This window comes from Flavobacterium riviphilum, assembly GCF_055231795.1.
The window spans coordinates 141,283-163,408 of sequence record NZ_JBUYSY010000002.1; the positions used below are offsets into that span (position 1 = coordinate 141,283).

Sequence of the window (22,126 nt, forward strand, 5' to 3'; positions counted from 1 at the left end):
ATAAAAAGAATTAAGAATGAGATATATAGATATAATTGGAGATTTCACAAAAGAAGAAATTTTATACACCTATCGTAAAGTTAAAAGAGAACTTTATAATGAAAAGGAATATATTATACTAGAAGATATAGTTTATTTTGAAGAAAATTTATACGAAAATATTGATTATTTATTGGATTTACTGAATGGAAATTCAAAAGGATTAATAGACATTTTTTTAAACAATATTGAGCATATTGGCTCTTCAAATTTTATTTTCAAAAAAGTAAAATTTAAACCAACAGGTAAATTCAAAGTAAAGAAAACAATTGAAAATTTAAATAGGAAACTTTTTGAATTTAATTCTGATAAAAAATCTGAAAGTGTTGAATTTAGATACATTAGTAATATCTCCATTTATTTTCAGATTATTGGAGGATTATGGATCAATAGAATTGGATATAAATTAGATAAACATTTTCCTGATAACGTTTATGGTTGTAGATTGAAAAAGTTTGATGAAGAACTCGATTTACCATACTTCAAACAAAATCATTCACTATACAAACCGTACTTTAATGATTATAAGAAATGGCAAAATGATTTATTCGATAAAATTGAAACTTTTGAAAATAAAGATATAGTTGTTATTACTTCAGATTTAAAAAAATACTATCATTTAATTGAAATTAATTGTTTAAAAAAGAAAGTCGACAATCTTATTAAAGAATACATAAATGACTTGAATAAACAAGATAAGTTTTTGAATGATTTGGTATTTATAATGTTGAATAAGTTTAATGAAACCAACAATGCTGATTATAAGGATTTTTATGATGGTGAAACAATTGACTCAAAAAATTTTGGATTACCGCTGACTCTTAATGTCTCAAGGGTTTTAGCTAATATTTATTTGTTAGATTTCGATAAAGATATTATTCAAAACGTAAGACCAATTTTCTATGGTCGTTATGTTGACGATTTGATTATTGCTGTTGAATATAATAGTGATAAAGACAAACTTGAATTTGAAAAAGTATTAGGTAATTTAAAAGAGTTTGAGATAGCGAAAGGCGGTGAATTAAAAAATATAAAAGACCAAAGTTTTAAACTTTCTTTTAATTCAGATAAAGAAAATATTTTCCTTTTTAATAATAGTAAAGATAAGGCAGAGCTAAATCATATTAGGAAATCTATCAACAAGAGTTCTAGTGAATGGAAACTTTTACCAGACACATCGGAATATGATGACAATAAAGATTTAGATTTATTTCAAAGTATAAACAAAGAGACAGAGGAAGTAAACAGTTTAAGGAAATCTGATGGTCTAATTCTAAAGAGAAATAAATTCGTAAAAGAAATTTTAAGTTTTGAAAGTGATATTAAGATTTATGATAAAACAGTTTGGCAAAGCAGACTTAATAATTTTCTAAGTATCACTTATGATTTTATTTACGATATTCAAAATTTTATTGATTTAAATAAGTACGTACCCAGGTTATTTGGATTAATTATTCACTCAGGTGATGACGAGCTAATTAAAAAATATTTTGATGAGATTGCCAATGTATTTAATGTTTTAGAAAAAAATATAGAAACGGAAAATAAAGGTAAATTTCAAAAGGCAAAAAGTTTTATTTACAGCAAGATTTACGAGAATTTTATTTGTTCAAATAGCTTAAATGGAATTAATTCAGAATATGCATTAGATTTACTAGATTCTAAAATTCTAAATTTTAGTGATTTTAAGAATGACGTAAAAAGGTATTTTAATACAGATTTGCATAGTATACCATTTAAAAATTGCTATTTCAAGTATGAGGAGTATTTTAAATATATTTCAAGTAATTTACCAGAAGATGACATTGAAGATTTAACTAAAACTTTTTTTAGTCCAAATTTAAAAGATTTTATTAGTAACAATATTCAATCTACAAAATGTGATTGTGAAGAAGAGAATTGTGATAATTATTGTCATAAAATTTTTGAATCGTCAGGTTTCTATTTCTTTACAAGAAGAATTACTCTATTAGAACTATCTGTTGCTTTTAAAAATAAGGTGATAACAGAGCAGAAAAGTTTTTTAGAATTAGCAAGACAATATTATCACAAGTTTGTAATAAATGTTGGTTTAAAGGATTATCAGAAAGGACCAATGGACAAACAATATAAATTTGTTGATTTCGTTGAATCGAAAAGTCAAAATAATCCAAAAGTATGTAATACTCATTTTCTAACTAGTGATGAATCTTTTGACGCAATGGTTCGTCAATTAAATGAACCGGATAAAAGTAGATTTGATAGGCTAAAAAGAATTGTTAATGATCTAATTCGTAATAGTAAAGATATAGATTATGCTGTTTTCCACGAATTAGCTCTCCCTAGACATTTGTATGTTCAAATTGCAGAAAAGTTAGCTTTTGTGGGTATAAATCTAATTGCGGGACTTGAATATAAAATTGACAGAAGCAAAGATAAAGCTGATAATCAATTAATTTATGTATTGAATACAGGGAATAAAACAAAAGGAAGCATAGCTCTTTATCAATCAAAAATTATTGGAGCAGTCCACGAAAGTAGTGAGATTTTTAATCGGTCAAATCTGAAAATTTATCCAAAATTTAAAGAGAAATTAATTATAAAACATAATAATTTTGTCTTTAGTGGTTTAATTTGTAATGACTTATTAGATATAAATAACAGATGTAATTTGAGAGGTGAAATAGATGCATTATTTGTAATTGCATGGAATCCAGATATAGAAACTTATCAACATTTGGTAAAATCTGCAACTTTAGATATTCATTGTTTTGTTTCATTATGTAACAATAAAATATACGGAGATACGAGGATAAGAGCAGCTTTTAAAGATGAATGGAAAAGAGACATGCAAAAAATACATGGTGGTGAACTTGATAATTTTATGATATCAAAATTACCTATTAAAGAGCTTAGAGACTATCAATCTAATAATATACCACCAAGTAAGCCTTTTAAGCCTTTTCCAACAGGGTTTAAAATTTCAGATAAAAGAGAAAAGAAATAAATATGCAATCAGAATACTTAAAATTTAAAGAATTACTAGAATATTTTGTATCTCATTTAGAATGGATTGGAAATAAAGAGGATGCTTTTATAGGGTATGAAAAATATATAAAACCTTTAATAGCCGATGGTAGTTTCAAAATGACTGGTCAAGGTTGGGATGGTGCAGGAATACAAAATCAAATAAATGAATGGGAATCTTATTCATGTGGAAAAATTTGCATTAATATACAAGGGAATTACGGGTCTTATACCTCTGTAAAATGCTATTTAAATTGGCAACATACCGGAATAAATGTTTTAGCCAAATGGAAAAATAGTAAAATAATAGGTTTATATCAAGATGAGTTTATTTACTGGGAAAATCCTACTCGTAGAATTAATTCAGGGAAAGAGTATTCCTTAACAGAATTAAAACTGTTTGAATCTGATGAAATTTCGGCAGAATTAATTGATTTTTTTACAACTTTCAAGCTAAGATTTGAAACATTCCAAAAAAATGAAAAAATAGAAAAGCTAATGTCGAGTATCTACAAAAATAGGGATCTATTAAAATACAAAAAACAAATTATTTTACAAGGCCCACCGGGAACCGGAAAAACCCGTGAAGCAAAATTAACTGCAAAAGAGCTCATTACGTTAACTCCTGAAATTATTTATAAGAATCTTAAGGTTGGAGATAAAATAGATAATGTGAGTGGTACTGTAAATTATTATACCATAAAATCGATAGATACGGCAACTGTTTCATTGGTTTCTGATAGAACAACGCAAGACTGGAGCCCAACTTTTACCGAAATCATCGAAAAATACAATCAATTAAAAAGCGGAATAGAGCCTTTAAATAGAAGTGGTATGGATCCCTATTCTATTGCTGTTGCTAAACATTTATTTACAAGAAAATTAGAAGTATTGCTAGAAGAACAATGTAAACTAATTCAGTTTCATCCAAGTTATACCTATGAAGATTTTGTTCGTGGTATTGTAGCAAAACCAAATCCCGATGGCGAAGGAATACTTTACGAAGCAGAGAACAAAACACTTGGGGATTTTGCTAAAAAGGCATTGGATAATTATCTTTTAAGTATAGAAGACAATGCTTTAGCGTTACAAGACAAGTGGATTGATGAAAATTTTATTGATTTTAAAATAGAAATTGAGAGTTTAATTGGTGAAAATAATTTAGTTCTTTCAGGAAATATTGACATTTATAAGGTTGAAAAAGATTGTTTTAAATATGGTAAAGACTGGCAATATCCTTCTAGAATTAATTTTAACGAATTTAAATTGCTAATAAAAGCAGTTCTCAATAATAAATTAGATATTAATGATACTGTAATTTCAAAAGAAATTTCTGTACATGCACATTATCGTTTTACATATTATCTTGCCTTACTTCGGAAGTTTTTTGAAAAGTTTAATTATATAAAGACAGAACTAAAAGAACCACTTAAAAACTACGTACTCATCATAGACGAAATCAACCGTGCTAATCTCTCTTCGGTTCTAGGAGAGCTTATTTATGCTTTAGAATATCGTGGCGAAGCTGTGGAAAGTATGTATGCCGTTGAAGACGATAATAAATTGATTCTACCGCCAAATCTCTATATTATTGGAACTATGAATACCGCCGATCGTTCTGTAGGACATATTGATTATGCCATTCGAAGACGATTTGCGTTTGTAGATGTTTTACCAAAAGATTTAAGCGACGATACAGATGTAGTTTTTGACCGTAATTTGTTTTTTGCTGTCAAAGCTTTATTTACAACGGATGATTATAAAACACATTCGAATAATGTATCAAAAGAGTTTGAACCCAAAGATGTGGCTTTAGGGCATTCCTACTTTATTCAGCAATATGAAAAGGATAAAGAAGGTAAAAACGACAAGGATAAACCAATTGATTTTAAATTGCGTTTAGAATATGAAATTAAACCCATATTACTTGAATATGTTAAGGATGGTATATTGATAGGTGATGACATAATTGAAAAAATTGAAAGTTTAGAAGCTTCTATTTAATGGGGTATAGATTATCAGAACATAGCAGTATTTTTTTCCACCTCAATGAATCTTTACAAGAAGCATTGAATCTGGATATTTTGCTATTGGATTCCATTACCTCTAAACGGTTTAATGACAGTAGTCATTGTTATATTTACGAGAAACACGAAACAGGTTTTCAATTAAAAGCAGATTATTGTATTGGTCTGGATTGGTTGGGCAAAACAGAAAAACATATATATGTTGAGCCTAAAATTAATACAAAGAATGCCCGTGTTTTTGATCTAAAAACAGATAAAGATCCAAACGAAACACAGGATGAAGAATTTGCAGATACCACATCTGTTTTTTTTGAATTGGATTACTTAAAAATGCTGTTGCAAGTGACTTCCGTTTCGGAAAGCAATTCTGAAATTAAGGAATTACTTAAAATCGATTGGGACGCCAAACCAATTGAAATGGAACAAAAAGACGATAAGTTAACTCCCTTTTTGGTGGTACGTTTTTTACAAACCTTAAAAGCAATTGTGCGTAAAGGGTTAAAGAAAAACTATTACAAAGTTCAGGAAAACCTAAATAATAGAGTAAAAGGGAAAATATTAGTCGGGCAGCATATTAAACAAAATGTTTTCAAAAACAGATTTACCAGTACTTTTTGCGAATACCAACAATTTGGGGAAGATCATGCTGAAAACCGATTTTTAAAGAAAGTATTGCAGTTTGCAAGTAGTTATGTAGAAAATCACAAAGACCTTTTTGGAAAAAATTATACTGATATTCAACACACCATTAATTATTGTCGACCGGCTTTTGAACTGATTTCTAATCAAGTTAATGATTATGAATTAAAGCACATTAAACACAATCCGTTTTACAAAGATTATGCAGAAGCTTTACAAATGGGGAGTTATATCCTGAAAAAATTCGCCTATAATATTACACAAACTACTACTCAAAAAGTGGCAACACCACCCTTTTGGATAGATATGCCGCGATTGTTCGAGTTATATGTGTATAGCAAGATGATTGAAGCCAATCCAGCCGAAAAAAAGGAGATTCATTATCAGTTTTCTACATATGGTAATGCATTGGATATTTTGGTTTCAAAGCCTAATTTTCAAATGGTAATTGATGCTAAATACAAATTGCATTACCAAAACGGTCATTTACATGAAGACATTCGGCAAGTAGCCGGTTATGCGCGTTTAAACAAAGTAAGAACAAAATTAAATGTTACAGACGATAGAAATATTGACTGCTTGATTGTTTATCCTGATATGGAAAATGGGGTTGATGAATTGTCTTTAGCTCAAATAGATAATAAAAAGCGTAAGATAGAGCCTTATTATAAGGTATTTAAGATAGGAGTTAAATTACCTGTAATTTGAACAGTAAAATAATTTTTGTCGATAGAAAACATAAAATAAGATATAAGAAAGTAGATTTTTATGTTTTGAATTATGTAATTATTGAAGATTTTATCGATAAAATTAATTGCCAAAATTTAGCTTTAACTAAATATTTTAAACTTTTTTTCCGTTTAATTCAAATTGATTAATTCGTTTTTAGTCAACATTTTGTATCTTTAATTCAGTTCTTTAAAGTGTTAAACCTATGGAAAATATTGAATTAACTAGAAAAGAATTATACGATAAAGTATGGACTACGCCAGTATCAAAGCTGATTCAAGAATATGCACTTTCAACTGAAGGAATAAAAAAATTGTGTAAACAATTTGAAATCCCCATGCCGGATGGAGGATATTGGATGAGGCTGAAATTCAATAAAAAAATCAACAAAACAATGTTTAATCCTGTCTTTGGCGGTGTAGATAAAATTGTTTTAACGATACGAGAAGAAGGGAATTCTGTAAACTTGGACCAAACCCCTTTAACCATAAGAACCAAAGAAATCGAAAATGATCCCAAGGCTCCTTTAGTGGTTCCAAATAAAATTAATAAACCAGACCTATTGACTTTGCAGACCAAGGAGTATTGGGCTGAAAGTAAAGGTAATGTGTTTTATGATAAATATAAAAAGTTGCGTTATCCAATAAGGGTAGGTGATAAGCATCGCGAAAGGGCATTGTGTTTTATGGATGCCTTTACCAAGTTGTTACGCTATAGAGGTCATACTATTGCAAAAGATAATTACCAAACTTGTGTTTTAATCGATGGGATTTATATTGAGTTTCACCTCAGGGAAGCAACGAAAAGAGTACCTCCCACAACAGAACATAGTTTTTCACAATATGTTCCAACAGGAGAATTTATACTTAAAGTAGGTAAGTATTCCAGAGAAAAAGAATGGCGAGACGGAAAGGTAAAACTTGAAGAAATACTAGCAAGGATACTTGCAAAACTTGAAATTTATGCTCAAGAAGAGAAAAAACAACAGGAGGAATCGCGTTTGTGGAGATTACAATATGATGCAGAATTAGAACGTAAGGAGAAAATAAAAAAACGTAAGGAAGAAGAGATTAAAAATTTCAACAATTTGGTTGCGCTCTCGGAACAATATAATAAAGCGCTATTAATTAGAAATTATATTGATGCAGAAAAGCAACATGCAATAAATACTAATAACCTAACACAAGAAAAACAAGAATGGATAAATTGGGCAACGGATAAAGCGGATTGGCTTGATCCATTGATCAACAAACCAGATGAGATATTGGACGCTAAATAAAAAAAGTGGAAATATAAAATATCTTTTCAACTATTAATTTCTGAATCATAGGTTTTTAGCTTTTTTTATAATTATCGTTTAAAACCAATTGTAGGTCATGCTATTGTCATTAATTTTAATTTTATTAAAAATGGAAAATCCTTTCGAAATAATTTTAGAAAAATTAGATGCTATTCAGAAAGAATTAGAGCAAGTAAAGGCTTCTGCAGGTATTGATGGGGAAAGATTACTTTCTAGAGCCGAAACTTGCGAATTGCTAAAAATAAATGAAACCTCCCTTTGGAAACATACTAAGAGTGGTAGACTGACTAGTTATGGTTTGGGAAATAGAATTTATTATAAGAAAAAGGAGGTAATGGATAGTATTGTGTGCATTAATAAATAATGAGGTGTTTTATTGCACAAATTTCCTAAACACATCCTCAAGATCATTGTTGTAAATGCCTTCACTTTTCAATTCCGCATCGGTTTTGCCTTCGGTCATGTCCCAAATTTTGGCATTGATTCCAAGTGAAATGAGAGTAGGGATTTTATTAGAAATGACTTGAACAGCATTTTCGCTACAATCGGGAATGATGATTACGGTATGACCAATTAATGGTTGTAGTTTGTTTTCGGTAAGACCATTGAGCCCGCCATAAGCCAACCAAATGTACTCTGGAAAGTGGAGGTAACCAACAATAGCAGTTTTTTCACTTTCTACAAGTAGTATGTTTTTTTTGCCTTTTAATTGATCATTGAGGAGGTGTGCACCGAACAAACAAGAGTAATATCCGTCTTCGTTTTTGTAAGGAACTTTGAAGATTTTGCTTCTTTTTCCGTTTTCATCATAGTAACAAATTTTAGCTTTTTGCACTTTCAAGTCAGCATTGATATTCCAGAATACAGTTCCACCATCATGAGTTGTCCCTATAACGTAAGTTGTTTTGGCATCTTCCATTTTTGTTTTGCCATACGCTTTGCAAAGGTATTGCAACAAATTGTTTTCGGGAGTTATATGAAAGTAGCGCCAAATGAGACTTTCTGGAATGTATTTCGAAATTTGCAAAACAGCCGCAACGTTTTCTTGCTTTTTTGCAACAAAAGCGACTTCCTTTGCAACGGAATCAACTTCTTTTGCAAAGGAAGTTGAATTTTTTTGCATAGGCATTGCAATTGGGTCAAATTGATTCGAAAGGTCATTCCAAATGTATTCATTGCCTTGTTCGTCTTCATATCGAGTTGGAGGAAGGCTAGTTTTTCCGCACGAATGGCAGTACCCAAATTGTGGAGGTAAATTTAGATAATTGGAAAACTTACCGTCTTTGTTATTACGTTGGCAACATGGCGTTATTAATTTAAAATCTCGCTTGGGATCAAATTTCAGATGAAGGTCTATTTTTTTGAGCATAATGATAATTTTTAAATGCAACCTGCAACTCGCAAATAACTCTTGTATTTTTGCTAAGCCCTAATATTACTGAGGTTTTCAAAGTATTATGGTGGTGTTGTTAGTTGCAAGTTGTTTACTACTTTATTCCATTTTCTTGAAATGGTAGATTTATCCAATCCAGATATAGCCACTACATCTTTTTGAGTAGCCCCATTATTTATAGCTAATTTGATAATCTCTTCTATGGAGGGTTTCTTTGTTGAATTAGAAATGTTTTCTTCTAGTATAATTTTGAAATTAGTAAAATAGAACGCATTGATTTCAATCGCAGTTTCCAAAGTAGTTTCAAGAATAGGCTTGTTGAAATCGCTAGTAGAGGCATTCTCAATCAGATGTACCAAAAGAGTGATTTTATGAATGTTTATTAGCATTTTGGCAAGGTATTCTCGGCTATAATCTGTATGAATATTTTGTTCATTTATCAAGGATTGTGAATAGTCAAACATTCTTTTTTCAGCTGCTTCATTTAGTTTTAGTGTAATACAATTAATCTCAGTAGTGGCTTCAATTTCATTTCTATATTGTAATACGTTTAGAAGTAAAGTCGCGTATCTGTCAATTGTAATGTCCGATATTTTGTTGATGGATAATTTACTATTACAAGTTAATTTTGTGGTGAACAGAATGCGATCAATCAAGCCACTTTCAAGGTTTCCGTCGGCAAAAAGTTGAGGAACAAACTGGTTCTGAATGGAACCCATTAAGGTGGGATACGATTTTTCGATTCGATAACTTTCGGTTGTTTTTCTAGAAATGTCAATATGCTTATTGGTGTTTCCTTGTAAAAAAAAGGTGCGCCATGCAGATCCTTCATTACTATTCTTATTGGCCATTTTTTGTACTAAATAGTAAAGTTCGTCAATGAAGATACCAATGGAATAGGGGTTTTTATGATGTACATATAAGGCCGATTCTATTGTTGCGTCTTGTAAAAACAATTGCTTTCTAAAACAATTGTTGTTCGGGTCCTCCAATTTATTTTTCTTCGCTTCATGGTAATTTTTGTCATCATTTTTATGGAGTGGTGCAGTTGCTAAATCCATGGCAGGAGATTTACTATCGCCTCTACTTCCTACAATGGCAAAATATAAATTGGAATAATTGGTATAGCCCATTGCGTTTATTGAAAAGGATAATCCAATGGCATTGCTAAAAGCAAACAAAATGGAGCTCAATAAATATTCCTTGGGTATCCTTTGGTGTACAAAAGCATCATAAATTAAATTCCTTATTTCTACAGGAAGTAAGGAAATAATTTGATGTAATTGTTGAGATGCAATTTCTTTTTTAGTTAAAGTAAAGCTTTCAATAGTATTTTTTATATCATTAATTTTCATATACTGGATCATGTATTAAATATATAATATTTTTGGTTTTTAAGTCAAAATATGGCTTGGTCCCATTTGGTTTTTCGGGAAGATTTTGAATTAAATAAAATCGTTGCTTTAAATTGGATATAAGAAATTGAAGTGTATTCTTCTCTAATGAAGTTACTCCTTTACAAAATTTTTTCTTTGTGTTTTTTTTGAGTTTCATTTTTTACTAAGGTTAAAAAAGACGTCTTTTTGATAAATAGGCATCGGCACGAAGTTCTAATTCTGATTTAGATTCCGTTTTGCCGTTTCGAATCCATTGCAAAATTTCAGATTTTAAGAAGTAGAGTCGTTTTCCTCTTTTGTGATAAGGAATTACCTTTTGATGTGTTAAACCATAAATTGTTGCTTTAGTAAGATTTACAATTTTTGCGGTTTCTTCAATTGATAAAAAAGCGTCCTCGTCAGAAGTGTTTGAGGGTTGAATAGCTTTTAAAATTTTCTCCGTAATTTGATCCGTCAGTACTTTTATTCCTGCTTCTGTGATCATGTAGATTTGTTGATTTTCCATGATTCAAATGTGGGGAAAATGTCTTGTGGAATTTCGTGTGGATTATGGTGTGGATTTAGAATTACAATAAAAACTAATGAATTAAAGCTTTAGCAGTGTTTTTTTTGTAAAAAAGAAAACCCAAATGAAGAACAGTTATTAGTCTCATTTGGGTTTTAGTTGTTTTATTGTGGAAAAAAGTAGGCTCTGTTTTGTATTGTTTAGTTATAGTTTAGCGTTTTACCTGTTTATTGTACTCTTTGTTAAGCAATTCTTTGATATTTTTTGTAGTTTTCGGGAGTAGTAAATCATTTAATTTTTCAATCAATATGTTAAGAAATGTTATTCTTTCAGTGTTGGGAAAAAAATCAATTCCTTTGGTCAAAATTTTATAATTGTTTGAATCTCTATAGTTGTTTTCAAAGCAGAATTTATCTTTAAAATCGATGATCGTATTTAAACGTATTAATTCTGTGTAAGGTAAATTAAAACCTTCGCTAGAGGGTTCGGTTTTTGGTTCGCTCAATGCTTTGCAAAGGATGTAAAACAAAAAAGCTTTTTCTTCTGATGTTAAATTATTTGGAAGGGATGCGGTTTCTGAATTTTTGGTTTTCGCATGCTTTACTTTATGATGTTGCTCAAAATCTAATGAAGGAGCAAATGAATCCATTTCGGGGTGAATGGCTGCAATGGAAAAATCATTTAGTTGATTGCATTCGTATTTTGTTTTAAAATAGTCCATTTGTTCACAAAATCGATAATCTACATCGTTGATTCCGTGTAAAATTCCAAGATCTGCACTAAATTTTTTAAAGGTATAGCCTGCAGGAATTTCTGAAGTTTTTAGTTTTTTAAATGCTGTAAACACCTCATTTTGGAGTGTAAGTGCAATGCTGTTTTCAGAATAAGTAGATAAGCAATTTTTAAATACTTTCTCTAATTCAATCAGATATTTACTAGATTTTATCTTGCAGTTATTTACAATTAATTCATTGTTTTTTTTGTTAATCTGTTCTAAGGTAAACGCAAAACTTCTTGAGTTTTTTTTAGATTCAATTAGTGAATTTTGTATCATTTTTTCACCTAAAGAATACGTTTTATTATAGAAGTAATCATAAGTGGTTTTATATTCCATTTAAATTCAGTTTGATACGGTTGGCGGCAACTATTTTGTTTTTGTCCATTATCTTGGTGTAAATTTGAGTAGTCGAAACATTTTTGTGACCCAAAAGTTTTGAAACGGTATAAATATCTGTTCCGTTGGCTAATTGTAAAGTGGCGTAGGTGTGTCTAAAGTTATGGAAAGAAATTTTCTTGGTTATTCCAGCATCAGAGAGCCATTTTTTCAAAGGTTTTGTTATTTCTGTATATGCAATAGTACCAAATACAAATTCATTTTCCTTGGTTTGTAAATTGATAATGTTTAGCACATTTTCAGATATAGGATGATTGTATAAATTTCCTGTCTTTTGTTCTCGTACTTTAATGTAATGTCCCTGATGAATATCGGAATAGATGTTGCAAAAAGGTAAAGTTTTAATGTCTACAAATCGCAATCCAGTCAAAGCTGAAAAAAGCGCCATGTGTTTTAATTTTGTAAAACTACATTCCGTATTCCATAGTTTCTCCAATTCTTTTTCGGACAAGTATTCTCGATACGTTTCTTCTTCTTTTATGTAATCCGCATCGGTAGCAAGATTGTGTTCTATTATTTTGTCCTTATATGCCTTTTTTAGAATGAAAATAAAATTTTTGTAATAGGCGGCTGCTGTATTTCTTGATAGCTTCTTTTTTTGTGTTCTTAAGTTTTTTGTCTCAAATAAAAATGCCCTATATTTCTTAACATGGTTTTGATCTAGTAAGTTAGCTTGTAATTTGTTTCCAGCGAAAACTTTAAAATAATTCAATGAAGTATTCCAAGTACTATAATTTGATCGGCTCCCTATGTTAAGGTATTCATCTACTATTGAAGCATAATATTCAATGAAGTCTTTATTGTAAATGATGTTTTCTTTAAATCCATATTCTTTTTCTTTAATCTGAGTAAGTCTTTTGGATCGTATCAATTCAGCAAATTCTATGGTGGATTTGTTGTGGCTTTTTTCAATATCGTTCTTTGGTTTTTCAAATAGCTGCAGCCCCAAAAATTCTCTTCTTGATTCTTTTCCTGTTTTAGGATTAATAATAGGAGGAAAGTAGTCTAAGTATAAACTCGACTTATTATTTGCTAATGCTTTTTTTCGGAGGGTTACATTTGCCATGATTTTTTATTTAATTGAAAATGGAGTCAATATCTTCTCTTCTCACCAAAGTATATTTTCCTTGTTTTTTCTTAGGTATTTTAAATCGAATAATCAAATTGTAAAGTGCACCATTCGAAATATTGTACTTTTCCTGTACTTCTTGAATGGTATATGAATTGTCAAGATTAATATCAATCTCAACTGTTTTTTTGCTGCTTTCTAATTCTTTTAGATTCTTATCAAAATAGGAATCAATATCTTTTCTTCTGATTAATGTTTTTCGTGGTGAAAAAGTAAAGGAATTGATTTCCTTTCTTTCAATTAATCGGTAAAGGGTTTTTGTCGAAATGTTCAATAATAGGGAAGCGTCTTTAACCGTCAAAAAATCTCTTCCTTTAATTTCTTCTATTTTTTGAATTTTGGTATCATTTGATTTTGACAAGGTTTCTAAATCACTTTCTTTAATTTTTAAATTCCGAATGATCATCTTATTGTTTCTTCCATTGCAAATAGGTGAGCAAAATCTGGTGCGAGTTGTCTTAGCTACAAATGTATTTTTGCAGTATTCACAAACACGATTTACACTTAAATTGGAGCTCATTTTTTATTATAATAGTTAGAAATATTAGGATATAAATAGAATTAAGGGGAAATAAGGGACATAATCTGTCCAACCTTAATGTAAATTTAATAAAAAAAATGAATGAGGTACACTGGAGGTACAAAAAAGAACAAAAAAAAATAATTCAAACTAAGATATGAAAATTTAAAAAATAAAAAACCCTTGAATTTCAAGGGTTAGACTGTGTTATGATTTGGTTTTTCTTTTGAATTTTTGGGTGTTTACTTGCCGATACAGAAATTTGCAAAGATATTTCCCAACAACTCATCATTGGTAACCTGACCGGTAATCATCCCAAATTGGTATAGTGCTTCTTTAATATCAAGAGCCATCAAGTCACTGGATAGATTGGTTTCTAGTCCAAACTTCACTTTCTGAATTTCCTCTAAAGCTTTAAGTAAAGAATCATAATGTCTTGTATTTGTGACTATTGTTTCGTTATTACGCAAAGCACCAGTGTTAACATACGACAGTAATTGATTCTTTAAATCCTCGATACCTTCTTTGTTTTTGGCTGAAATTTTTAAAAGTTTAAGGTTTAAAGTTTCAAGATGGTTGTTGATACTTACTATTTCATTTTCAGCCAACAAATCAATTTTATTTATAACTACTAGAATTGGTTTTAGAGGGTATTTGTTTTTTACTTTTTCAATTTCGGTGATATAGTCAAAACCTGAAACTTTAAACTTTAAACCATCAAACAAAAAGATAACGACTTGCGCTTGCTCAATTTTTTCAAAAGTCTTCTGGATACCAATGCTTTCTACATAGTCTTTCGTTTCGCGAATTCCAGCTGTGTCGATAAATCGAAAGCCAATGCCTCCAATAGTCAATTCGTCTTCGATGGTATCACGCGTAGTTCCCGCAATTTCAGACACTATAGCGCGTTCTTCGTTAAGTAATGCATTCAATAAAGTCGATTTCCCAACATTGGGTTCGCCTACAATGGCTACTGGAATTCCGTTTTTGATTACATTTCCAACGGCAAAAGAATCAATCAAACGTTTCAATACAAATTCGATTCGGTTGACTAATTCATGAAATTGCGTTCTATCAGCAAATTCTACATCTTCTTCGGCAAAATCCAATTCCAATTCGATTAAGGAAGCAAAATTCAACAGTTCTTCACGCAGTTTGGCAATTTCGTTAGAGAAACCGCCACGCATTTGCTGCATGGCAATTTGATGACTTGCTTCGTTGTCTGACGAAATCAAATCGGCAACGGCTTCGGCTTGGGACAAATCCAATTTTCCATTCAAAAAGGCTCTTAGCGTAAATTCACCCGCATCAGCCATTCTGCAACCTTTTCGCAATAACAACTGAATTATTTGTTGCTGGATATACGTAGAACCGTGACACGAAATTTCAATCGTATTTTCTCCCGTGTAAGAATTAGGTCCTTTAAAAATCGAAACCAATACTTGATCTAAAGTCTTCTCTCCATCCACAATATGTCCCAAATGCAGCGTATGCGTTTTTTGGGTAGTCAAGTCTTTGTTTTTGATAGAACGAAAAACAGCATTGCCAATTTGAATGGCATCTTGACCAGAAATACGAATGATGGCAATGGCTCCAGCACCAGAAGGTGTAGCTAAAGCAACTATAGAATCGTTTGGAATCATGGATGAGGATTATTTTGATGCAAAAATACATAAATCCCTTGGCTTTACAATTTTATAGAGCATCACAGGTTTTAGAGAAGGTGATGATTATTGTGTTTTTTATATTGAAAAAGCATAAATATCTAAAAAACTGATATATAAGGATTGATTTGTGTCGTTTTTTTTGTAAATTTAATCAAGTTTAAATAACGCTTTAAATTTAAAAGTCATGAAAAGAATTTTGTTTCCAACCGATTTTTCTGAAGTTGCATCTAATGCATTCGTTCATGCCTTGCATTTAGCTACCCTAGTTGAAGGGGAGTTGATCCTGCTACATACGTTTCAATTGCCTATAGTGGATAGCCAATTTACTCCTGATAACTATTATTTAATTTATGAATCGATGCAGCTTGCCGAGTTTGATGTTTTTAAAGATGAAATTCCAAAACTCAGATCCATTGCCGAAAAAGAAGGATTGTCACATATTAAAATTACCCATCGATTGATGGATGGCGACTTAATTTCTTCTATACAAAAAGTGGTGAAAGAAGATCAAATCAATTTTGTGGTGATGGGTACTGCCGGAACAACAGGTTGGGAAACTTTTTTCGCAGGAACCAATACAGGTTCTGTGCTGTCAAACCTAAGTGTGCCAGTTTTGAGTGTGCCTTTGGTTGCAAAATATCAGAAAATCAAAACAATTGGTTTTACTACTCGTTTTAGAGAAAAAGATAAAAAAGCACTTGAGTTAGTATGTTCTATTGCTAAAAAAACAAAGGCAAAAGTCAAATGTTTATACGTGAAAACCAGTCGCTCTGATGTAAAACAAGAAACCATAAAAGAATGGGAAACCCACTTTGCCAATGAACCGGTTCAGTTTACAATTTTACCTTTAGATGATGTTCAAGGAACTATACTTGATTTTGTATCACAAAAGAATATTGATATCTTGGCGATGGTAACCTACAAAAGAAACTTCTTTGTCGAATTGTTTAATCCTAGCTTGACTCGTAAGTTCTCAGATTATTCCGAGGTCCCTGTTTTGGCACTACCGAGTGATGGAAACTTAACTGATGAATAGTTAGAATGCTTTTGAATCGTGTATATTTGTTGTCATTTACGACACTTTAATATGCAAATTTATTTACAGAAGAAATTACAATATGAATCCGAACTACAACGGATTCAGAAGCTTTACAATTGGATTAGTTTAGGTCGTTTACTGGCTGTTTTATTGGTTGGATTTTCGCTCTATGGATATCAAAAGTTCAACAATGTTAGCTTATTGTCTATAAGTTGTATAGCATTTGTTGGATTTTTTATTTTGATGCGTTGGCATACTCGATTGTCTTTTCAAAAGAATATAACTCAAATGTTAATTGAGGTCAATACTGATGAATTGGCCTTTTTGTCACATACCAGTAATCCTTTTGCGGATGGTTCCGAATTCCATGAATTGCATCATCCGTATGCTTATGATTTAGATATTTTTGGCCCACAGTCTTTATTTCAAAGTTTGAATCGTACTGGGACTTTCATGGGAAAAAAAACGTTAGCTACCCATTTACTGCATTTGAATTCAGCCGATGAGATTGCTCAAATTCAAAAGGCAACACGAGAATTGAGTGAAAAGCTGGATTGGCGTCAATCTTTTTTTGCCACTGCCAAAATAGGTAATGATAATGCATTCATTTATAATACCTTAATGCAATGGAGTGTTTTCAATAGTGAAGCGGTATCACTTTGGGCTGTGTTTTTGGCCCATTCCTCCCCAGTTATTTTGATTGGGTTGATGATTGGTTATGGGATAACGTCTCAATTGGTTTTAATGCAACTTTTTGGTTTAGTATTTATGATCAATTTAGGGATTGCTGGAATTTTCTTGAAACGAATTTTGGCTGAAACAGCTCATTCTACAGCAATTAATACCATTGTTCATAACTACAGTTTGTTAATTGAAAAAATAGAAAATGAATCCTTTAGTAGTGCTAAAACGATTCATTTACAAAGACAATTGACCCGCAACCAACACAAAGTCAGTTATCAATTGAAGCAATTGTCTGAGTTGTTTTCAAAAATGGACAGCACGAGCAATTTCTTAACTTCAATTATTTTGAATGGTCTTTTTTTGTACAACGTTCATCTATTGAAGGGTATCGTGAAATGGAAAAACGAACATGCGTCTGATTTGGAGCAAAGTTTACAAGTAATTGGTGATTTTGAAATGCTCAATAGCTTAGCTAATTTTTCATACAATAACCCAGATTTTGTCTTTCCAGAATTGAATGATCATTATAGAATTGCTTTCGAAAATTTAAGCCATCCATTGTTAAATCCAACAACTAGAGTAGGCAATTCCATTGATTTTCATCCACAATCTTTTTTGATTTTGACAGGTTCGAACATGTCGGGCAAAAGTACATTTTTGAGAAGTTTGGGAATCAATATGGTTTTGGCAGGAGCAGGAGCTCCCGTGTGTGCTACAAAAGCAACAGTTCATCCTATGCCAGTATTGGTCTCCATGCGATTATCCGATTCTTTAGCCGATAGTGAATCCTATTTTTTTGCCGAAATTAAGCGTTTGAAACACATTATGGATGCTTTATCCGAGTGTCCTGCTTTTGTGCTTTTGGATGAAATTTTGAGAGGAACCAATTCAGATGATAAAAGAAACGGTACAATTGAGGTGGTTAAAAAAGTAATCGGTCAAAAAGCAATAGGGGCTATAGCAACACACGATATCGAGGTGTGTCTGACAACTCATGAGTTTCCTCAGTATTTAAGCAATAAGTGTTTTGAAGTCGAAATTATCAATGATGAACTACATTTTGATTATCAACTTCGTGACGGAGTCTGCCAAAACAAAAGTGCTACTTTTTTAATGAAAAAAATGGGGGTGATTTAAATTGACAATTGTTAAACAATAAAAAAATCCGCAATCTGGTTAAGAATTGCGGATTTTAGCATGGTATTGAATTTGGTTAGTTTCGTGTATTGAATACTAGTTATTTAGCATTACAGGCATAACTAGCATAGTGACAGTTTCTCCTTCTTCTAAACCATCAACGGGAGTTAGGATTCCCGCTCTATTAGGTAATGACATTTCTAACATGATCATATCCGATTGTAAATTGGTCAACATTTCTGTTAAGAAACGAGAGTTGTAACCTATTTGCATATCGTCTCCTTGATAGTCACAAGTCAAACGTTCTTCTGCTTTGTTGGAATAATCGATATCTTCTGCAGAAACATTTAACTCGGCTCCAGCTATTTTTAAACGAATTTGGTGTGTAGTTTTATTGGAAAAAATGGCAACACGACGTACTGAATTTAAAAACAAGGAACGATCTATCAAAAGTTTGTTTGGATTTTCTTTAGGAATTACGGCGTCGTAATTTGGATATTTTCCATCAATTAAGCGACACATCAAAATGTAATTGTCAAATGAAAAAGTAGCATTGCTATTGTTATATTCAATTTTTACCTCGGCGTCTGAAGCTGAAAGTATATTTTTTAGAATAGTCAATGGTTTTTTAGGCATAATAAAGTCGGCAACCTCAGTAGCTTTCACATCTGTTCTTGCATATTTTACTAGTTTGTGAGCATCTGTTGCAACAAAAATTAATCCTTCAGGTGAAAACTGAAAGAATACTCCCGACATTACAGGTCTTAAATCGTCGTTGCCAGCTGCAAAAATGGTTTTACTAATGGCTGTTGCTAAAACATCTGCAGGAACCAATGTAGTGGAAGGTTCTTCTAAATTTACAGACTTTGGAAATTCTTCTCCAGGAGCAAAAGCCAAGGCATATTTACCAGAATTGGAACTAATTTCTATAGTGCTGTTTTCTTCAACGGTAAACGTCAAAGGTTGTTCTGGAAAAGTTTTAAGGATTTCCAAGAGCAATTTAGCAGGAACGGCAACACTACCATTGCTTGTAGAATCAATACTTAAGGTTGCTGACATGGTAGTTTCTAAATCGGAGGCAGAAACGGTCAACTGATTTTGATTCAGTTCGAATAGAAAATTATCTAAAATAGGTAATGTATTGCTACTGTTTATAACACTTCCAAGTACTTGTAACTGCTTTAATAAGTACGAACTCGATACAATGAATTTCATTTGCTTAATTTTATTTTTTGGATTCTGTTTGAAATTATTTTAGAATACCTGATACAAATATATCGTAATCTAGGTTACCTTTTTAATTTTTTTATTAACACTTAACGAGCATATTTTCGTTTGCGAAGGTACGCAAATAGTACGCCAAATAATCCTAAAACTAGGATTGGAAGCCCAATAGTTATGACTTGGGTTTGTGTGTACTGTGAATAAACTTTTTCTTTATCTAAAAGAGGTAGTTCTAAATCTTTACTTCTAATGTTAATAAGTCCATTATCGTCAAGTAGATAATTTACACAATTCTGTATAAAATCTTTGTTGTCGTATAAATTTCCAGTACGTTGATCATATCCTAGTTCGACCGGAAGTTGATTTTTGTCCAATTGATTTCTTAAGAGATCACCGTCAGAAATTACAATCATTTTGGTAGGCTTGCTTTGGTTTTTAAAATCCATTTGATCAAAAGCCTGTATACGATTTTTAAATACGGATTGGAAGGATCCTTCTAATAAAACTGCCAAAGGAATGTTGCCAGTATTTGGATAATCAGCTGGGGTTGTATTTTCAGTAACACTATTTAATTCGATAGTTGAAGGTGTTCCTATTTTTTTAGAGTAAGGAGACGATTGTAATAAGATCGTTTTTTTAATTCCATTTTTTAAAGTATCGATAGAATTAGCAAAATCCATTTTGATACCTCCTAAATTTTTTACAATTGGATGGGTATGATTGGGAACCACTAATGGTGCAAATTTCCAATTAAAAGTTTGAAATCTAGTAGCACTTCCTGTTTCACCAGATGCAAGTTGAATAGGCGTTCCTTGCTCATCCTTGATTAGGTCCGGGTTGATGCGAACTCCATATTTGAATAACATGTCGTTGATGTTTAGGTTTCTAGGAAAAGCTAAGTTTGCGCCCGAAGGATTGTATAAACTGTCTATCTCGGCCACTACTTGATCAATCAACCAGATGGTTTTTCCGCCTTTCATTATAAATTGATCCAATACTTGTTTTTCACTTTCTGAAAAGGCTTCAGTGGGTTTGGCTATTACTGCTAAATCAAATCCAGCTAGTGATTGTAGACTTCCTAATGGGTTTTGAGCAACAGAGTCAAGTGTAAAAGGGGCTATGAAATAACTTTCTCGGGTTTGAAGTAAAAATTTCGCGATAAATGCTTCTTTGAGTTCGCCATTGCCCTTAATTATTGCAACTTTTTTCTGTTTGGGACGGGTTAACTTTTGAAAGGCCTCCGAAAAAGAATATTCCAAGTGTTGCACAGAACCCACTACTTTTTGGGTAGTTGAGGCTCCCATTTGGTTTTTGAGCAAAGGGATGTTCACTTCTTTATTATCATAGGTAGCAATTGCCCATGGAAAAACCATAGCTTGTGATTGCTTTCCTTTATCGTCTACGGTAATGTTTATAGGGGTCAATCCTTTTTGATAGAGTTCTTTAATAAGAGCCATGCTTTCATTTTCGTTTTCCATAGGATCTACGAATTCAAAAGCAATTTCGTTATTATAGGCTTGGAATTCTTCTAAGATTTGCTTGGTTTCAAGTTGTAAGCGTATAAATTCAGCAGGCAAATCACCTTTCATATATACTTTGATGGAAAGAGGATTTTTTACTTCTTTAAGGATTGTTAATGAAGTAGAAGAAAGCGTATATCTTTTGTCTTTTGTCAAATCAAAACGCCAAAAAAAGAAGTATCCAATGACTTGGAGTACTACTAAAGCAATGAATGTAAAAAGTAATGGAGTGAAATTGTTTTTTTTATTAGCGTTCATTACGATTTAAATGATTTTAGGTTAAAAACAGTAAAAGATAAAAAAAGTATCGTTAAACTCACAAAATACAGTATATCACGAGTGTCAAGTACACCGCGACTCATACTTTTAAAATGATCTTGCATACCGATATACGAAAGTAGTGTGGACGATTTTCCAAAAACACTTCCAAGAGCATGAAATCCAAAATAGAAGAAAAAGCATAACACCAAAGCAAGTAGAAATGCAATAATTTGATTTTCGGATAGGGTAGAAGTAAAAACACCAATAGCGGTATAGCCACTAATTAAAAAAAGAAGTCCAAAATAAGAACCTAAAGTACTTCCTAGATCAATGTTGCCCTCAGGTAATCCAAGGGATGATATACAATATACATACAAAAGTGTAGGGAGCACCGCAACAATGATAAGGAGAAAAGCACCTAAGAATTTACCTCCTGCTATTTCCCATATACTTAACGGTTTAGTTAATAACAATTCTAAAGTGCCTTGTTTCATTTCGTCTGAAAAACTGCGCATAGTTACCGCTGGAATTAACAACAACAGAACCCATGGGGCTAAGGTGAAAAAAGGAGTTAAATCGGCAAAACCTGAATTCAAAATATTATATTCTCCTTCAAAAACCCATAAGAATAACCCGTTGATGATTAAAAATAAGCCAATTACCAAATAACCTATTGGTGAACCAAAAAAGGACTTTATTTCTCTTGTTACGATTGATTTCATTTGTTTTTTGTGCT

At 31.6% G+C, this 22,126-nt stretch carries 17 protein-coding genes; 7 read left to right on the forward strand and 10 right to left on the reverse strand.

All coding sequences use genetic code 11. The features are described 5' to 3' along the window. The first annotated feature begins 16 nt into the window (after window positions 1-16). The 5 genes from ACZIX2_RS03320 to ACZIX2_RS03340 all read left to right on the forward strand — a co-directional run bounded on the left by ACZIX2_RS03320 (window position 17) and on the right by ACZIX2_RS03340 (window position 8,104). The gene (locus tag ACZIX2_RS03320) at window positions 17-3,025 is read left to right on the forward strand and encodes an RNA-directed DNA polymerase (RefSeq protein WP_463338662.1); all 3,009 of its coding nucleotides are present in this window, start codon (window positions 17-19) and stop codon (window positions 3,023-3,025) included. Between the two features lie 2 nt (window positions 3,026-3,027). Continuing rightward, the gene (locus tag ACZIX2_RS03325; protein ID WP_463338663.1) at window positions 3,028-5,049 is read left to right on the forward strand and encodes an AAA family ATPase; all 2,022 of its coding nucleotides are present in this window, start codon (window positions 3,028-3,030) and stop codon (window positions 5,047-5,049) included. Beyond that, entirely contained in the window at window positions 5,049-6,419 is a 1,371-nt protein-coding gene (locus ACZIX2_RS03330) for a 5-methylcytosine restriction system specificity protein McrC (RefSeq protein ID WP_463338664.1), read from the forward strand. The genes ACZIX2_RS03325 and ACZIX2_RS03330 overlap by 1 nt, the downstream gene beginning before the upstream one ends. Window positions 6,420-6,645: 226 nt before the next feature. Beyond that, the gene (locus ACZIX2_RS03335; protein WP_463338665.1) at window positions 6,646-7,719 is read left to right on the forward strand and encodes a hypothetical protein; all 1,074 of its coding nucleotides are present in this window, start codon (window positions 6,646-6,648) and stop codon (window positions 7,717-7,719) included. Window positions 7,720-7,849: 130 nt separating this feature from the next. Next, window positions 7,850-8,104, forward strand: a complete 255-nt coding sequence (locus tag ACZIX2_RS03340; protein WP_463338666.1) for a helix-turn-helix domain-containing protein — start codon at window positions 7,850-7,852, stop codon at window positions 8,102-8,104. 9 nt (window positions 8,105-8,113) lie between these two features. Here the strand turns inward: ACZIX2_RS03340 and ACZIX2_RS03345 are convergent, their stop codons facing one another. From ACZIX2_RS03345 to mnmE, 7 genes are all read right to left on the reverse strand, one after another. Continuing rightward, window positions 8,114-9,109 (reverse strand): DUF6371 domain-containing protein, encoded by a 996-nt coding sequence (locus ACZIX2_RS03345; protein ID WP_463338667.1) that lies wholly within the window; start codon window positions 9,107-9,109, stop codon window positions 8,114-8,116. An 86-nt stretch (window positions 9,110-9,195) separates the two neighbouring features. Then, a complete protein-coding gene (locus ACZIX2_RS03350) occupies window positions 9,196-10,488 on the reverse strand; it encodes a DUF3987 domain-containing protein (protein ID WP_463338668.1) in 1,293 nt (430 codons plus the stop codon). A 211-nt stretch (window positions 10,489-10,699) separates the two neighbouring features. Beyond that, a complete protein-coding gene (locus tag ACZIX2_RS03355; RefSeq protein WP_315146244.1) occupies window positions 10,700-11,035 on the reverse strand; it encodes a helix-turn-helix domain-containing protein in 336 nt (111 codons plus the stop codon). A 211-nt stretch (window positions 11,036-11,246) separates the two neighbouring features. Further along, window positions 11,247-12,149, reverse strand: coding sequence for a hypothetical protein (locus tag ACZIX2_RS03360; RefSeq protein ID WP_463338669.1), 903 nt, complete (start codon window positions 12,147-12,149; stop codon window positions 11,247-11,249). Beyond that, window positions 12,139-13,275 (reverse strand): tyrosine-type recombinase/integrase, encoded by a 1,137-nt coding sequence (locus ACZIX2_RS03365; protein ID WP_463338670.1) that lies wholly within the window; start codon window positions 13,273-13,275, stop codon window positions 12,139-12,141. The genes ACZIX2_RS03360 and ACZIX2_RS03365 overlap by 11 nt, the downstream gene beginning before the upstream one ends. A gap of 10 nt (window positions 13,276-13,285) precedes the next feature. Then, window positions 13,286-13,744 carry a helix-turn-helix domain-containing protein gene (locus ACZIX2_RS03370; protein ID WP_463338671.1) on the reverse strand — a complete coding sequence of 153 codons (459 nt, stop codon included), beginning with the start codon at window positions 13,742-13,744 and terminating at the stop codon, window positions 13,286-13,288. Between the two features lie 356 nt (window positions 13,745-14,100). Next, the gene (gene mnmE / locus ACZIX2_RS03375; RefSeq protein ID WP_463338672.1) at window positions 14,101-15,501 is read right to left on the reverse strand and encodes a tRNA uridine-5-carboxymethylaminomethyl(34) synthesis GTPase MnmE; all 1,401 of its coding nucleotides are present in this window, start codon (window positions 15,499-15,501) and stop codon (window positions 14,101-14,103) included. Window positions 15,502-15,709: 208 nt separating this feature from the next. Between mnmE and ACZIX2_RS03380 the strand changes: the two genes are divergently transcribed. Continuing rightward, window positions 15,710-16,561, forward strand: a complete 852-nt coding sequence (locus tag ACZIX2_RS03380; RefSeq protein ID WP_463338673.1) for a universal stress protein — start codon at window positions 15,710-15,712, stop codon at window positions 16,559-16,561. A 51-nt stretch (window positions 16,562-16,612) separates the two neighbouring features. Further along, the gene (locus ACZIX2_RS03385; RefSeq protein ID WP_463338674.1) at window positions 16,613-18,385 is read left to right on the forward strand and encodes a MutS-related protein; all 1,773 of its coding nucleotides are present in this window, start codon (window positions 16,613-16,615) and stop codon (window positions 18,383-18,385) included. A gap of 96 nt (window positions 18,386-18,481) precedes the next feature. Here ACZIX2_RS03385 and dnaN read toward each other — a convergent pair whose 3' ends face one another. From dnaN to gldF, 3 genes are all read right to left on the reverse strand, one after another. Then, a complete protein-coding gene (gene dnaN, locus ACZIX2_RS03390) occupies window positions 18,482-19,600 on the reverse strand; it encodes a DNA polymerase III subunit beta (RefSeq protein ID WP_463338675.1) in 1,119 nt (372 codons plus the stop codon). 101 nt (window positions 19,601-19,701) lie between these two features. After that, the gene (gldG, locus tag ACZIX2_RS03395; protein WP_463338676.1) at window positions 19,702-21,387 is read right to left on the reverse strand and encodes a gliding motility-associated ABC transporter substrate-binding protein GldG; all 1,686 of its coding nucleotides are present in this window, start codon (window positions 21,385-21,387) and stop codon (window positions 19,702-19,704) included. Next, window positions 21,387-22,112: a gliding motility-associated ABC transporter permease subunit GldF gene (gldF, locus tag ACZIX2_RS03400; RefSeq protein ID WP_463338677.1), complete on the reverse strand. Its 726-nt coding sequence runs from the start codon at window positions 22,110-22,112 to the stop codon at window positions 21,387-21,389. Before gldF ends, gldG begins: the two co-directional genes overlap by 1 nt. Window positions 22,113-22,126 lie beyond the last annotated feature (14 nt).